The organism is Methylobacterium aquaticum (genome assembly GCF_016804325.1).
In the GTDB taxonomy this organism is placed as follows: domain Bacteria; phylum Pseudomonadota; class Alphaproteobacteria; order Rhizobiales; family Beijerinckiaceae; genus Methylobacterium; species Methylobacterium aquaticum_C.
Map to the genome: position 1 here is coordinate 6,458,709 of NZ_CP043627.1, position 12,873 is coordinate 6,471,581.

The 12,873-nt window shown below is 64.7% G+C and carries 13 protein-coding genes and 1 tRNA gene; 7 read left to right on the forward strand and 7 right to left on the reverse strand.

Annotated features, from left to right (window positions below):
- Positions 1-185: 185 nt before the first annotated feature.
- On the reverse strand, positions 186-1,451 hold the full coding sequence (locus tag F1D61_RS34880) for a M23 family metallopeptidase (RefSeq protein WP_203155625.1): 1,266 nt from the start codon (positions 1,449-1,451) through the stop codon (positions 186-188).
- A 387-nt stretch (positions 1,452-1,838) separates the two neighbouring features.
- Positions 1,839-2,303: a peroxiredoxin gene (locus tag F1D61_RS29755; RefSeq protein WP_203155626.1), complete on the reverse strand. Its 465-nt coding sequence runs from the start codon at positions 2,301-2,303 to the stop codon at positions 1,839-1,841.
- Positions 2,304-2,651: 348 nt separating this feature from the next.
- Here F1D61_RS29755 and F1D61_RS29760 point away from each other — a divergent pair, with 348 nt between their 5' ends.
- From F1D61_RS29760 to F1D61_RS29770, 3 genes are all read left to right on the forward strand, one after another.
- Positions 2,652-6,005 (forward strand): DUF3971 domain-containing protein, encoded by a 3,354-nt coding sequence (locus F1D61_RS29760; protein ID WP_246775609.1) that lies wholly within the window; start codon positions 2,652-2,654, stop codon positions 6,003-6,005.
- A gap of 95 nt (positions 6,006-6,100) precedes the next feature.
- Positions 6,101-6,175: transfer RNA gene (locus F1D61_RS29765), tRNA-Gly, on the forward strand.
- 91 nt (positions 6,176-6,266) lie between these two features.
- Positions 6,267-6,656, forward strand: a complete 390-nt coding sequence (locus F1D61_RS29770) for a hypothetical protein (protein ID WP_145984633.1) — start codon at positions 6,267-6,269, stop codon at positions 6,654-6,656.
- Between the two features lie 185 nt (positions 6,657-6,841).
- Here the strand turns inward: F1D61_RS29770 and F1D61_RS29775 are convergent, their stop codons facing one another.
- Positions 6,842-7,081, reverse strand: a complete 240-nt coding sequence (locus F1D61_RS29775; protein ID WP_060847128.1) for a hypothetical protein — start codon at positions 7,079-7,081, stop codon at positions 6,842-6,844.
- A gap of 83 nt (positions 7,082-7,164) precedes the next feature.
- Between F1D61_RS29775 and F1D61_RS29780 the strand changes: the two genes are divergently transcribed.
- Together F1D61_RS29780 and F1D61_RS29785 are read left to right on the forward strand one after the other, a co-directional pair.
- Positions 7,165-7,443 (forward strand): hypothetical protein, encoded by a 279-nt coding sequence (locus F1D61_RS29780; RefSeq protein ID WP_060847129.1) that lies wholly within the window; start codon positions 7,165-7,167, stop codon positions 7,441-7,443.
- 175 nt (positions 7,444-7,618) lie between these two features.
- Entirely contained in the window at positions 7,619-8,689 is a 1,071-nt protein-coding gene (locus tag F1D61_RS29785; RefSeq protein WP_082742500.1) for an NUDIX domain-containing protein, read from the forward strand.
- A 218-nt stretch (positions 8,690-8,907) separates the two neighbouring features.
- On the opposite strand, the gene F1D61_RS29790 is transcribed toward F1D61_RS29785, so the two are convergent.
- From F1D61_RS29790 to F1D61_RS29800, 3 genes are all read right to left on the reverse strand, one after another.
- Positions 8,908-9,108, reverse strand: coding sequence for a hypothetical protein (locus F1D61_RS29790; RefSeq protein WP_060847130.1), 201 nt, complete (start codon positions 9,106-9,108; stop codon positions 8,908-8,910).
- A gap of 353 nt (positions 9,109-9,461) precedes the next feature.
- The gene (locus F1D61_RS29795) at positions 9,462-9,899 is read right to left on the reverse strand and encodes a hypothetical protein (RefSeq protein ID WP_145984634.1); all 438 of its coding nucleotides are present in this window, start codon (positions 9,897-9,899) and stop codon (positions 9,462-9,464) included.
- Entirely contained in the window at positions 9,899-10,879 is a 981-nt protein-coding gene (locus tag F1D61_RS29800) for an IS1595 family transposase (protein ID WP_060847131.1), read from the reverse strand. The genes F1D61_RS29795 and F1D61_RS29800 overlap by 1 nt, the downstream gene beginning before the upstream one ends.
- Positions 10,880-10,986: 107 nt before the next feature.
- Here F1D61_RS29800 and F1D61_RS29805 point away from each other — a divergent pair, with 107 nt between their 5' ends.
- Positions 10,987-11,220 carry a DUF6471 domain-containing protein gene (locus F1D61_RS29805; RefSeq protein ID WP_082742776.1) on the forward strand — a complete coding sequence of 78 codons (234 nt, stop codon included), beginning with the start codon at positions 10,987-10,989 and terminating at the stop codon, positions 11,218-11,220.
- A 174-nt stretch (positions 11,221-11,394) separates the two neighbouring features.
- Here the strand turns inward: F1D61_RS29805 and F1D61_RS29810 are convergent, their stop codons facing one another.
- Positions 11,395-12,297, reverse strand: coding sequence for a hypothetical protein (locus F1D61_RS29810; protein ID WP_145984635.1), 903 nt, complete (start codon positions 12,295-12,297; stop codon positions 11,395-11,397).
- 118 nt (positions 12,298-12,415) lie between these two features.
- On the opposite strand from F1D61_RS29810, the gene F1D61_RS29815 reads away from it, so the two are divergent.
- Entirely contained in the window at positions 12,416-12,667 is a 252-nt protein-coding gene (locus F1D61_RS29815; RefSeq protein ID WP_060847132.1) for a DUF768 domain-containing protein, read from the forward strand.
- Positions 12,668-12,873: the final 206 nt, after the last annotated feature.

Consider the following 12,873-nt stretch of genomic DNA (forward strand, 5'->3'; position numbering starts at 1 on the left):
ATCGGGAGCACTTTCGGTCCCCGGGCGCACCATCAAGCTTGGCTGCGCGATAATGAATTTTTGCAGATCATCCAAGTATTTGGCACCTTAAAAGGCATGGCTCTCAGGATGAGGCGGGTGGGTCGGTAATTCTCGCACTTGCTGTCGGCGGCTAATAAGCCAACCCGCTCAAACGGACCTCGCGGTCAGCGTGACGCCAGCCGGGCCCCCGCCCGCAGGAAGCGCTGGGGATCGACCGGCTCGCCGTCGATCCGGGTCTCGTAATGCAGGTGGGTGCCGGTGGAGCGGCCGGTGGAGCCGACCCGGCCGACCATCTGCCCCGCCGCCACGCTCTGGCCGGGCGCCACCGTGATCGCCGACAGATGGGCGTAGCGGGTGACGAGGCCGTGACCGTGATCGACCTCGACCATGTTGCCGTAGCCGCCCGCGTAATCCGCCTGCGTCACCGTGCCGGCGGCGGTGGCCCGGGCCGGGGCGCCGTACTCGCCGCGCAGGTCGATGCCGGTATGGAGGGCGAGGCCGCGGGTGAACGGGTCGGACCGGTAGCCGAAGGTGCTGGACAGCCCGCCATCGCTCGCCATCGGGCGCCGTAGCGGCATCGCGCCGACGATCTTCCTCAAACTGTTGCGCTCGCCGAGATCGCGCTCGGCCTGCAGAACCGCGGTCTCGAACGGGCCCGACCCGGCCGGTACCAGCGGGCCGCCGATGCCGCCGCCACGGGACGCGGCGAAGCGCCGCGCATCGAGCCCGGTCTCGGCCACCACCATCCGCAGGCGCGCCGCCTCGCTGCGGCTGCCCGCGGCGAGCCGGCCGACCGCCTGGCTCTGGCGCGCCTCCAGCCCGTCGAGGGCGTGTTCCAGGGTCGCCATCCGGAGGGAGACCCCGGGGGAGGGGGCGGTCGCCGGCGCAGGACCGTCAGCCTCCGTCCGCAGGCCGAGCGCCTCGGGCGTCGGCATGGGGAGTGGGGGAGGCGCGGGCAGTGGGGCGTACGGCATCACCCGGGTTTCCCTGGCCGGCCAGGAGGCGACCGACCCTCCGACGCCGTCCTCGCCCATACCGCCCGCAGCGCCGCCGGCCTGCTCGGCCAGCCCCATCAGCATCGCCTGCCGGCTCTCCAGCGCCACCTGCCGGCCGGCGAGGTCGGCCAGCCGCGTCTCGACCCCGTCCTGCTCGAGGAGCTTCTGAGTCGCCACCCGGTCGAGCCGGGCCCGCAGGGCGCTGATCCGCTCCTCGTAGGCGTATTGCATCGCCCCCTGGCGCTCCATGAACCGCGCCAGCGCCTCGTCGCGGAAGACGATGAACCACGTCGCCGCGCTCGCCCACAGGGACAGCGCCGCGAAGGCGAGGGCACCGAGCACCAGGGTCCGGCGTCGCACCACCCAGACCCGGCCCGGGCGGATTGCCGGCCGTGCGAGGGGGGCGACGAGGGACGAGAGGCGGGATGGGAGCATCGAGACGGTCCGTAACCTGACCGGAACCGTCGCGGGTTAAGGTTAAGGATGTTTCAAGGACGAAGACGAATCGGTGCCCGGCGGCAGTGTCTCGCCGGTGTTCGCGCAACGTCCTCCGGGGGCGGAAAATCAGATTCCAGTGATTGATCAGTCGCGGGATCCCCTCTCCCGTGTGGGAGAGGGGTAGGGGTGAGGGTGGCGCGCTTCAGTGTGAAGCTCAGTTCGTTACGCTGCCAGCACCACGCCCAGTGCTCTACACTGAAGCGTGTCACCCTCACCCCCGATCCCTCTCCCACACCTTGCAGCGATACCGGGCAAGCCGGCATCGCCTGGAGAGGGGAGTATCGCTCTACTCACAAACGCGAGCCCCCACGCGGATCACCCGCCTCACAGCGCCTTCGCCGCCGCCAGCACCGCGTCGGCATGGCCCGGCACCTTCACCTTCTGCCACACCTTGGCGATCGTGCCGTCGCGGTCGAGCAGGAACGTCGTGCGCTCGACGCCCATGTACTTGCGGCCGTACATGCTCTTCTCGACCCAGACGCCGTAGGCCTCGAGCATCGCCTTCGTCTCGTCGGAAGCGAGGGGAAATTCCAGGCCGTATTTCTCGCGGAACTTGTCGTGGCTCTTCATCGGGTCCGGCGAGACGCCGATCACCACGGTCCCGGCCTCGGCGAAGGCGTCGCGCAGCCCGTTGAAGGCCTGCGCCTCCAGGGTGCATCCGCTGGTATCGTCCTTCGGGTAGAAATACAGGACGGTCTTGCGTCCTTTCAGGCCGGCGAGGCTCAGGGTCTCGCCGCCGGTCGCCGGCAGGGAGAAATCGGGGGCGGGATCGCCCGGGTTCAGCGCCATCGTGCCTTCCTTTCGGCCGATTGATGGTGTGCCTCTAGGGGAGGCGGGCAGGTTTGGGGCCGCGGGCGAGGGGCCGGCCCGGCGCGCCGCCCGACGGATAAGCGGCAGAACGTTACCCTCCGGTCACCGGAGCGGGCAATCATCGGCGGCGGCCTCGGGCCTCGGAGCGCGATCCCCGCGCTCGGGAGGCAAGAGGCCTCATCAAATGGCGGCGCTCGGACAGCGGGCGCCCGGAGTGGCGACGCACGCGTGACGACAGGCCGAGCGATACCAGGACCAGACCCCGTCCCGCCCCCGGACCGCGAGGTTCCCTGCGTCACGCGCATCAAGGCGGCGCCCCGCTCGCTGTTGCGGACCTGTATCCGCGGCGTCCTCTTGCTCAAGCTCGCCGCCGTCATCCTGCTCGGAATCGGCCTCGGCCTCGCCTATCTGCGCCTCGCGAGCGGCCCGATGAGCTTTTCCTGGCTCGAGCCCCGGGTGGCGGCGGGCATCGCCGAGCGGCTCGGCCCCGGCTGGAGCGTGAGCCTGCACGACAGCGCCATCGAGATCGACCGGGACGGGGCGCTGGCGCTTCGCACCGCCGGCCTCGACATCCGCAACCCGGAGGGCGACCTCGTGGTGCGCGCGCCGCTCGCGGTCGTCGCCATCGACCTGTGGTCGCTCCTCGGCCTGTCGGTCCAGGCCCGCTCGGTCGAGTTCCGCGACCTGCAATTGCGGGCGCTCCTGCATCACGACGGCTCGATCGCCTTCGCGGCCTCGAACGACCCGGCCGACGCCAAGCCCCATACGCCGCCCGCGGTGGTGGCCGCCCGCGGCACCGTCTCGCCGGTCTCGGCCACCGTGGCGTCGATCCTGAGCCTGGTGCTCGATCCGTCGGGCGTGATCGGCAGCCTCGACCGGGCCCGCCTGACCAATGCCCGCCTGACGCTCCTCGACGAATCGGGCGCCGAGCGCGTCGTCTTCCCGCGGGTCGACGGGCTGTTCAACCGCGACGCCGGCCGGCCGGCCCGGGTGTTCGAGATGCGCATCGTCGGCCCGCACGGGCCCTGGCGCTTCGGCGGCGACGTCGAAGAGGCGGCGGATGGCGGCCGCCACGGCGTGCTCACCCTCGACGACCTGCCGGTCTCCGACCTGCTGCTGCTCTCCGGCCAGTCGCGCCTGCCGCTCACCACCGACCTGAAGCTCTCCGGCCGTGCCCAGGTGGCGATGCACGGAGCGCGCCTCGACGGCATGACGATGCGGCTCGCCACCAGCGAAGGCAATCTCCTAATCGAGGAGAAGGACTTCAACCCGGTCACGATCGAGGCGGTGACGGTCGACGCCACCTGGGACGAGGCGCGCCGCGCCCTGAAGGTCGATGCCCTCGATTACCGCGGCGCCGGCAACCGCGTGCGACTCTCCGGCGAATGGGTGGCCGGGCCGGACGGCGCCGGTCCGCGCTGGACGGCGGCCTTCACGGGAACGGAGGCGACCCTGCGCGGTGCCGCGCCCGGCGACGCGCCCGTCAAGATCGGCAAGGTCGAGGCCCGCCTCTCCGGCCGCGACGACGGCGTGCAGGTCGACGCGCTCACCCTGTCGGGCGACGCCGTTCACGGCACGCTGAGCGGCACCCTCGGCACGCGGGCCGACGAGGGCGGCCTGACCTTACGCATCGCCGCCGACCGCACCGACGGCCGCGCGGCCCTGCGGCTCTGGCCCGAGAACGTCGCGCCGCCGATCCGCACCTACCTCGTCGACAACCTGCGCGCCGGTCGGCTCGACAGCCTCGACATCCTGGTCGACATGAGCATGGCCGAGTTCGCCGCCGCCGCCCGCGGCGAGCCGATGCCCGACCACGCGGTGCGGATCGCCTTCGGGGTCAGCGAGGGCGGGCTCACCATCTCCAACGACGCGCCGCCGCTCTCCCGCGGCCGGGTCTCGGGGCTCGTCACCGGGCGCAACACCACCATCCGGGGCGCCAATGCCGAGATCCGGATGCCGGACGGGCGGGCGCTCGCGCTCCAGGACGGCTCCTTCGTCATCAAGGACGCGGTGCCGAACGCCGTGACGGCGCAGATCGGGCTCCGCCTCGCCGGCGGTGCCGATGCCCTGGCCTCGCTCATGCAGGCCAAGCTGTTCCGCTCCCTGTCCGGCACCGAGCTCGATCCGGCGACCTTGCGCGGCCAGGCCGACCTGCGCATCGACTTCCCGCTCTCCCTCGAGGCGGTGCCCGACATCGCCGACCTGCCGGTGGTGATGAGCGGGACGCTGACCGACATCGCGGCCGAGCGCCTGGTCGGCAAGGAGAAGCTCGAGAACGGCCGCTTCGCGCTGGCCTACGACCGCAGCGGCTTCAGCCTCAAGGGCGACGGCCGGCTCGCCGGCGCCCCGCTGACCGTCGACCTGCACCAGCCGAAGGCCGGGGCGCCGGGCGAGGCCCTGGTGACCATGGCCCTCGACGACGCGGCCCGCGCCCGCAAAGGCCTGCCCACGGCGCCGCACCTCGCCGGCCCGGTGAATGCCCGCTTCGTCGTGCCGTTCGGCCGCCCGGGCAAGACCCCGATCCGGATCGAGGCCGACCTGAGCCGGGCGAGCATCGACGGCCTCCTGCCGGGCTGGACCAAGGCCGCCGGCCGGCCGGGCCGCCTGACGCTCTCGCTCACCGAGACCGGCCAGGGCAGCGAGCTGCGGGACATCGCCCTCGAATCCGGCCCGGTGCAGCTGCGCGGCAGCGCCTCGCTCAATGCCGACGGGGGGTTCGAGCGGGCCGACCTCTCCAGCCTCAAGCTCTCGCCCGGCGACGACATCCGCGCCCAGGTCGAGCGCACCGGCACCGGCTACCGGATCAGCGCCAAGGGCGGCGTCGCCGATGCCAGGCCCTTCCTGCGCGCGCTCACCGCGCCGCCGAAGAAGGGCGGCAAGGACGCCGCCGCCCGCGACATCGAGGCCGACCTCAGCTTCGCGATCCTGACCGGCTTCAACGAAGAGGCGATGACCAACGCCAGCCTGAAGCTGTCGTTGCGCGGCGACGACGTGCGCCAGGCCCGGATCCAGGGCCGCCTGCGCTCGGCCGGGGTGAGCCTGGAGGTGGCCAAGCCCGACCGGTCCAGCCCGCCGGTGCTGAACGCCGAGACCAGCGATGCCGGCGCGGCCTTGCGCTTCCTCGACATCTACAAGCGCATGCAGGGCGGGTTCCTGTCGCTGCAGATGGGCCTGAACGACGGGCCGCAATCGGGCCTGGTGCAGGTCAAGTCCTTCGCCCTGCGCAACGAGCCAGCGCTCGGGCGGATCATGGCCCAGGGCGAGACCGAGGACCGCCGCAGCGACGCCAACGACGTCGGCTTCGACCGCCTGCGCGCCGCCTTCCAGCGCACCGGCACCCGCATCGCCTTCTCGGAGGCCGCGATCTCCGGCCCGGCCCTGGGCTTCACCCTCGGCGGCTGGATCGACACCGCCAAGGACCGCACCGACATCTCCGGCACCTTCGTGCCGCTCTACGGCCTCAACAACGTGGTCTCCCACGTGCCGATCTTCGGGCCGTTGCTGGGCGGCGGCCACAACGAGGGCCTGTTCGGCATCAACTTCCGGGTCGCTGGCGCGATGAGCGCCCCCAACATCAGCGTCAACCCGCTCTCGGCGATCGCCCCGGGCTTCCTGCGCAAGCTCTTCGGCGCCGGCGGCGGCGACCCCAACGCCCCCCAGTCCCAGCGCATGGAGCGCTGACCCGGAAGGCCGGTTGCGAGGCGGTGGCGACGACCCTTCAGACCGGCATTTCGGGGTGGACAGCGCGGGGGCGAGCCCGTATGACGATGACCACCGCGGGCGTAGTTCAGTGGTAGAACGTCAGCTTCCCAAGCTGAATGTCGTCGGTTCGATCCCGATCGCCCGCTCCAATCCTTTTGCGCTTCGCCATCAGGCGGTTACGAGGATTTCCTCAGGCGCTTTCGAGGCCGTTCTGGTATCAGATTTTGGTCTGATACCAGCATGATACCAGTTTCAGGCCTGGCCCACGGCTCGCCTGATTCGGCCTGGGGCGGCTCCTCGAACTTTCCTGTGTCGAACTCCGGCACCCTCGCACGAAGGATACGTGGTCACCCTTCGGAGGCCGCCATCCCCGCCAACGCCTACCTCACCCTGACCTCGCTCTCCGGTACGCGGCCGCATGCCGTCCCCGACGATGTGCGGGGATTCCGCCGCGAGGACCCCGCCGGCCGGTGCGCGGCCTGCCGCCACCATGCCCGCTTCGAGGGACCGGCGCCGGCAACGCGCTACACGGGGGAGGCCGCGGTGGTGATCTACGTCGGCGACGTCGTCGCTGGCGCCTTCCTGCAACCTCGCGAACCGGGGCGGAACTGGGGCGGGGAGCATAGATAAGAGGAATCATAATCCTTGTGTCTGGGGTTCAAATCCCTCCTCCGCTACCAAAAACCAACGAACCAGACCAGGGTTCGACCAAATACAATCAGCGACTTAGGCCAGAGCCTCGGACAAGGACGCCGGGGCTCTTTCATTTGGGCCACGACCCACTGGGTCGGTTCTGGGTCGCCACCCCCCTCCCGCTAGGCTTGCCGGCGACCCGGGTCGCCCCGCCGCGGGGTTCCTGTGGATAACCTGGCCCGCCGCTCCCGCCGGTCTCGCCCCAGCGCCCGCGCCAGGTCGGCCGGCGTCGAGGCCCTGACGAACCCGGGCCCATCCCGGCGCGCCGCGGCGGCCGCCTCCATCTCCTCCGCCAGGGACCGCCACAGGGCGTCCCGCTCCTCGCCGGCGGCCGCGGCCGCAATGTCGTCGTACCCGAGCATTGACCCTCTCCCTCTTGAGAACAGATAGGGAACGGACCGCGCCGTTCAACGGACGCCCCGGCCGGTCGGAAGGGGAGGGACGGATGGAGGCGCCGCGGACGCTGGGGGCGTTCCCGTACCGGCGGGTCGTCATCGTCTGCCCCTGGTGCCGGGAGCGGCGGGGCTCCTACGACACCGAGCGGCTGATCGCGCGCCTCGGGCCCGGGGCGAGCCTGGAGGACGTCCTGCTGGCGCTGGTGGCGTACCGGTGGCCCAACGCCTGGAACAAGCGCGGCCCCTCGCCCTACGTGCCCTGGTGCCGCGCCAGGTACGCCGACCTAGGGTCGCGCCGCCCCGGCCTTATGGAGCAGATGCACCACTGATGATGGCGTTTGTCATTGGATGCGACGCAAGTGCGTTTTGTGCCTTCGCGCGTCAGCCGGCCCCATTATGCCGCCGCCTCGTCTCGGCCTTAACGGGTTGGTAACCTGCTACGTAGGCATTTTATTTACCCGCTTAGGCTTTTGTATACGATACGGTTAAGCTTGAGATGTCGCCATGAGTGCTCCGGCTGCACAGCATCAAGACGGAACGCCACGACCTTCCGCCATCATCGTGTTTGTTGATATTCGTGGCTTCTCTCAGTGGTCTCGCGAAATAGACTCGCATGAAAGCACATTATCACTCATAGAAAAATTTCAATCTATCATAAAAAATAATTTCAAATCGTACTATGACAAGCCGCTTGGCGACGGCACTATGCTCGTCAAAGAGTTTCCGAATTACACCGAGACAGCAATCAGAAATGAAATCGATAAAATTTGTAAACTTGCTATCAAATGCGAGAACGAATTTCACCGCCTGACCAAGGATATTGCAAGAGAATACGGTAACCCAACCAGCATGGATCTGGGGTGGGGGATTACAAGAGGGATGGTGATCAAACAAATCAAAGATGGCAAGACGGATTACTTGGGCCATAATGTCAACAAAGCCGCCAGGCTTTGTGATTTAGCTCGACCCAAAGGGATCGTTATAGACAGAGAAGACTTCACGTCTGAGCCAAAATCGTATAGAACATTGCTATATCCGCAAGTCAAGCTACTTAACAAGCCATACCTGAATGTTCCGGTCTGGGTCTCTAAAGAAATATACGAGCAATTTCAAACACGCGAACATCAGAGGGAAACCCCGGAGGTTCATGTCGCGGGCGTATGTATAAAGGGCTCTCTGAATAATCTTGAGATATTGGTAGCACAACGCAATGCGAAGCGTAGGCTGTTCCCTAATAAGTGGGAGGGCTGCGGAGGGCAGTTGCGTTATTCAGAGAAATTTGATGATGGAGTTGTTAGGCATTATAAAAATGAAATGCAGATAGATGTTGCGGTAGTGACAGAAATTCCGCCAGTCGTATATTCGATAGACACGGCACAGGAGCCAATAATACCTGGCCTGCGCTTTCTGTGTAAGTACGCCCACGGAACGGCAGCATCGCCTAATCACGAACAGGTTAAATGGGTGCCGTTAGACGAGTTTCAGAGCATGTCGGAGGATGAATTTCCACCCGGCCTCAAAGATGAAGCAATAATGTTGATAAAGCGGTATAAAGATCACTCGTCGCAGGTATAAACGCAAAGAGGCGCGCCGATGGCGCGCCTCTCGCGTAGCCTGATAGGGCTACCGCTTGGGCTTCTGCCCCTTCGTCTGGTCCTGACTGAGCGCAGTCGCCGCCAGGGTCTTCACCTGTGCAGGCGTCGGCTTGACGCGCCCTGCGAGAACGCCAGAGGCAAGGGTAGAGACCTTCGAAGAGGTCGGGCGGGGAGTGGTCTTTGCCATCGGCCTTACCCTCACAGGCCGAAGCGGCGAACCGCCTCGTCGTAGCTGGTCGGGTGGAGGCGTCCGAACTTCACGTCCGCGATACGACCCTGATTGACGTCGTAGGTCGCCGCGATGCGGCTGTACATCTCGCCGCGCCACAGGCGGCGGTGAACGTCGACCGCCTCCTCGAACGTGAGGCGATGGGAGGATCCGCGGTTTGGATTGATCATTGTTAAGGGTCCTTAATGAGGACCCCAGACAGGTTGACAGCCGGCCTCTGCCGCATAGAATGCGGGTGCTTGAAGACCTCTGCAGCCTGTCTAGGGCTTCTGCAGATTTCAACGGGAAGCCGGGGCGCCACACCCCGGCTTTTCCATTGAGCAACGCATTTTAGTCGTTGCACCATTATTGTTGCCGGAGTCTGCGCGGCCGTCAACACCCCTTTTCTAAAATGCCTCGATTTTGCGTCTAGGAGCCCCGTAGCGGGCGTTTGGAGGTCTTTCCGACCCCGGAAACCCTTGGACAATACGCCCACCACAGGCCGAACTGGTGCCGTTTAAACGGGTGGACAAAGATTGAACGTCTACCCGCTCGGGAGCCGCCAGACCCTGACATTCTTCCTCCGCCCGGCATCTCCAATCCGACCTTGCCGTACCGCAAGGGTCAAGGATTGGATCAGCCTGTAAGCTACAGCCTTCCGAAGCTGACCATCGCGCTCATCCCATCGCTTGGCCCGGATCACCGCCAAAGCTAGTTCGCGAGTCGTAAGCGGCTTGCCCGCTTCTACAAGTGCCGTTTTGCACAGGCCAAACATCTCGCCATAGGCGAATAGCCGGTTGAGATGAGCATAGGCAGGGAAGCGCGTTTGGGTGCTTGGCGAGAGATCGTAGAGCGCGAGAACCGCCGTCACGCTCGACAAATCTTGCTCTGCCGTGGCGAGTTGGCGCCGTAGCTCGGCGATGTGTGCTTCGATCTCATCCCGCTTGGCGCGAAGGGTGGTGACGACCTGAGGGAGAGCCATTACTTCGCCCCCTTCGGCAGGCGGTGGCGCTGCCAGTAGCCGCGGAAGCTCTCCGACTTCGCCGACACGAGGGCGAGCCGCAGGATGCGGGAGAACGCCTTGCCGTTGTCGAGTCGACGGTGATCCTCCTTCCAAGCCGCCTCGTTGGCGTACTGGTAGAGGTAGCGGGCCGAAACGAAGTGGTGCTGCCCGCTCACCATGCGGCGCAGGCGGGCGAAGAAGCTCTCGGCTTGGTTCGTGTTGCAGCCGTCGTCCGAATACGCCTGAGAGTGGTTGATGCGGCCCGCGTCGGGGAAGTAGGCGTGGAGGGCATCCCAGTGGCTCGCCTCGTCAGCGAACACCTTGGAGCCCGGGGCGACGTGCTGAGCCGCCAGGGCGACGCCAGCGGCTTCCTTGCGCTCAACGAACGTCAGGGTCCGGCCGGCGCGCTGGCGCATGACGATGACGACCCGGCGTTCCTCGCTTTGGTTCTCCTTGAGGCGACGATCCTTGCGATCCTCCTTGCGGTTCTCGGGACGGACGTGGCCACCGAAGTAGGCGCCATCAATCTCGACTTCGCCCTCAAGGCCGAAGCCCTTCATCTCAGCCGACAGCGCCTCGCGCAGCTTGTGCGCAAGGATCCACACCGTCTTGTAGGAGACGGAGAGGTCACGGCCGAGTTGGAGCGCGGACAGGCCCTTCACCGCGCTCACGAAGATCGCGATGCCGGCGCAGAGGTCCATGAACGAGAGCTTGCGCGAGGCAAAGATCGTTGCGCTCGTCACCGAGTACTGGTGACGGCAGCCAGCGCACTTGAAGCGGCGGCGGGTCGGGATGTCGTAGTGGTCCAGGCAGCCGCAGCGCGGGCACACGGGCTCGCCATCCGTCTCGGGCCAGCGAAGGCGCCGGAAGGTCGCGCAAGCCTTGTCCTCGCCGCCCTTGTAGATCGCCTTGAGCGAGAGGGTGCGGGCCTGGGCCGAAAGGAGGAAGTGTTGAGCCATTGCCATCATTTCCGATGCCTATGCATCGCATTTCATGGCATTCTAGCATCGTAGCAAAGGGCAAAAGCATCGCGTATGATGACACTCACACGCGTATGGAGTGCATCATGGCAGAGGGCATCGAAGAAGCATGGGACGCTCGTGTGAAGGGCATTCTCAAGGCGGAGCTGAAGCGCAAGGGTGTAGCCTATGCTCAACTCGTCGATAAGCTGGATGCGATTGGCGTTAAAGAGACAGAGCCAAATATTCGCAATAAGCTTGCCAGGGGCAAATTTACGGCTGTGTTTCTAATTCAGTGCTTGCGGGCGATCGGATGCCGCAATCTGTCACTTGAAAACTAGAGTGGTAGGATCTATATTTTTGGCATGAGCAACAGGCTTGCCCGCGCAAAAGCTTGGCTGGCACCCGCGAGTGCGGGGGGCCTGCTTCTGCTTGCGCTCGTCCTGTTGCATCGCTTTAGCGCCCCGGCGGCCCTCACGCTTGCTGTGGCGGTTTTGGTAATTACCGGTTGGGCGTTAATTGTTGAACGGAAGTAGGGTTTGATCTCCTTGAAATTGAATAGGAACTCCAATAATTCTAAGTATCTCTTTCTGAGTCACGACCCAAGCGCCATTCTTAAATTCCTCAGTAGTCTCGACCTCGACTGTCATTTCAACATTACTTTTCATTACGATTGGCAACTGGCCTGAAAGTACGCTATCAACAAAGTTTTCGTCTTTGATTGGCGCCCCAAACTCGCCTTCTTTCGATCTGAACCGCCAGCGCCTTTTTCCACTGACTAGTACTGGGCTTATTAGCACAACTTTCTGAATATCAACACGGGTTCGCTTCTTTGCTGTCTGCTCCTTTGGAGTTGAAAGACCGCCGCGAGATGGAAAATCTTTACGCTCTACAACATTCTTCGGCTTTTCCTTAGGGCTCTTACTAATTCCAACGGCCTTCACGGCCGGATCAAGCGTAAGCTCTCTATAAACGCGCTGCGCTTGTTTCTCTCCAGCTTTTGCTTCGAGAGTTTTAACAACTAAGCTTGCGGCCTCCTGTGCAATTTGCTTTTTATCTTCATCCGATATCCTTGCTTCATCCGCGCCAGCAAGCCTCTCCCATGCAGCTTGTACAGCTTTTTCAACTCCAAAGTGAGCAATATCCCCGCCGATAAATACCGTTGCAGCAATAAATAGCGCAATAGACGTTCTTTCTTTTCGCTCCTCAGAGCCAAAAAGCTTTGCTTTTAGATTGAGAAATATACTGCCCTCTGATGTGTCAATAAGCTCTAGTCTGACCGAGCTTAGAGGGTCCATAAACGCAGCGATTTCACGTATTGTTTCTGCAAATGCAATAGAGGCGCGGGCAGCAACTTCTAAATCGGCACTCTGACCTTCCTCAAGATCAAGGTAGAGACTGAAGCGGTCGGCCGACATATTCGCTCCCGAGTTGCTGACGCAATTCGTAGCATGGAGTCCTAGATCGTCAACAACGGCGGGATGGTGAAATTTCGAGCCGCCGGGGTATATAGCAGCCTCGATAGGAGGCCCGTTGATGTCCCAAAAAGCTCAGCAGTTTGTGGACGACTGGATTGACACCCATATCCACGCAGAGGGCTACCAGCCGGAGGGAGACAACTCTGAGGCTGCGATGCGCGCCGAGCAATGTCGAGCCATGGCTGAGATCCAGGGCATAAGCCATTCTGAGATTGAGGAGTCCGTGGGCGACCTTGTTGGCTACATGGCCGACGCGATCGAGCGAGCGAATGACGCGGAGATCCAGCGGCTATCAGCTAAGGACGACTGACCTTGGAAACGCCATCGCCGGCGATGATGTAGATATACGCTGGCGATGGTGTTTTGGTGCATCTGCTCCATAAGGCCGCGCCGCCCTCCGGACCGCGACGTGCCCGCCCCGTGAAATCGTCATCCACCCCCGGGGACCCGATGGCATTTTGACGGGGCCGCCCCCCCCGCCCGGGCTTTCCGTTAACCGTGCCGCACGACCCCGCT

Excerpts from the sequence above, each read along its gene's own strand:
- F1D61_RS29780 (WP_060847129.1), top strand. The coding sequence starts at position 7,165 with ATGGAGGCGCCGCGGACGCTGGGGGCGTTCCCGTACCGGCGGGTCGTC.
- F1D61_RS29795 (WP_145984634.1), bottom strand. The coding sequence starts at position 9,899 with ATGGCTCTCCCTCAGGTCGTCACCACCCTTCGCGCCAAGCGGGATGAG.
- F1D61_RS29805 (WP_082742776.1), top strand. The coding sequence starts at position 10,987 with ATGGCAGAGGGCATCGAAGAAGCATGGGACGCTCGTGTGAAGGGCATT.
- F1D61_RS29815 (WP_060847132.1), top strand. The coding sequence starts at position 12,416 with ATGTCCCAAAAAGCTCAGCAGTTTGTGGACGACTGGATTGACACCCAT.
- F1D61_RS29800 (WP_060847131.1), bottom strand. The coding sequence starts at position 10,879 with ATGGCTCAACACTTCCTCCTTTCGGCCCAGGCCCGCACCCTCTCGCTC.
- F1D61_RS34880 (WP_203155625.1), bottom strand. The coding sequence starts at position 1,451 with ATGCTCCCATCCCGCCTCTCGTCCCTCGTCGCCCCCCTCGCACGGCCG.
- F1D61_RS29755 (WP_203155626.1), bottom strand. The coding sequence starts at position 2,303 with ATGGCGCTGAACCCGGGCGATCCCGCCCCCGATTTCTCCCTGCCGGCG.
- F1D61_RS29790 (WP_060847130.1), bottom strand. The coding sequence starts at position 9,108 with ATGATCAATCCAAACCGCGGATCCTCCCATCGCCTCACGTTCGAGGAG.
- F1D61_RS29775 (WP_060847128.1), bottom strand. The coding sequence starts at position 7,081 with ATGCTCGGGTACGACGACATTGCGGCCGCGGCCGCCGGCGAGGAGCGG.
- F1D61_RS29785 (WP_082742500.1), top strand. The coding sequence starts at position 7,619 with ATGAGTGCTCCGGCTGCACAGCATCAAGACGGAACGCCACGACCTTCC.
- F1D61_RS29810 (WP_145984635.1), bottom strand. The coding sequence starts at position 12,297 with ATGTCGGCCGACCGCTTCAGTCTCTACCTTGATCTTGAGGAAGGTCAG.
- F1D61_RS29770 (WP_145984633.1), top strand. The coding sequence starts at position 6,267 with ATGATACCAGTTTCAGGCCTGGCCCACGGCTCGCCTGATTCGGCCTGG.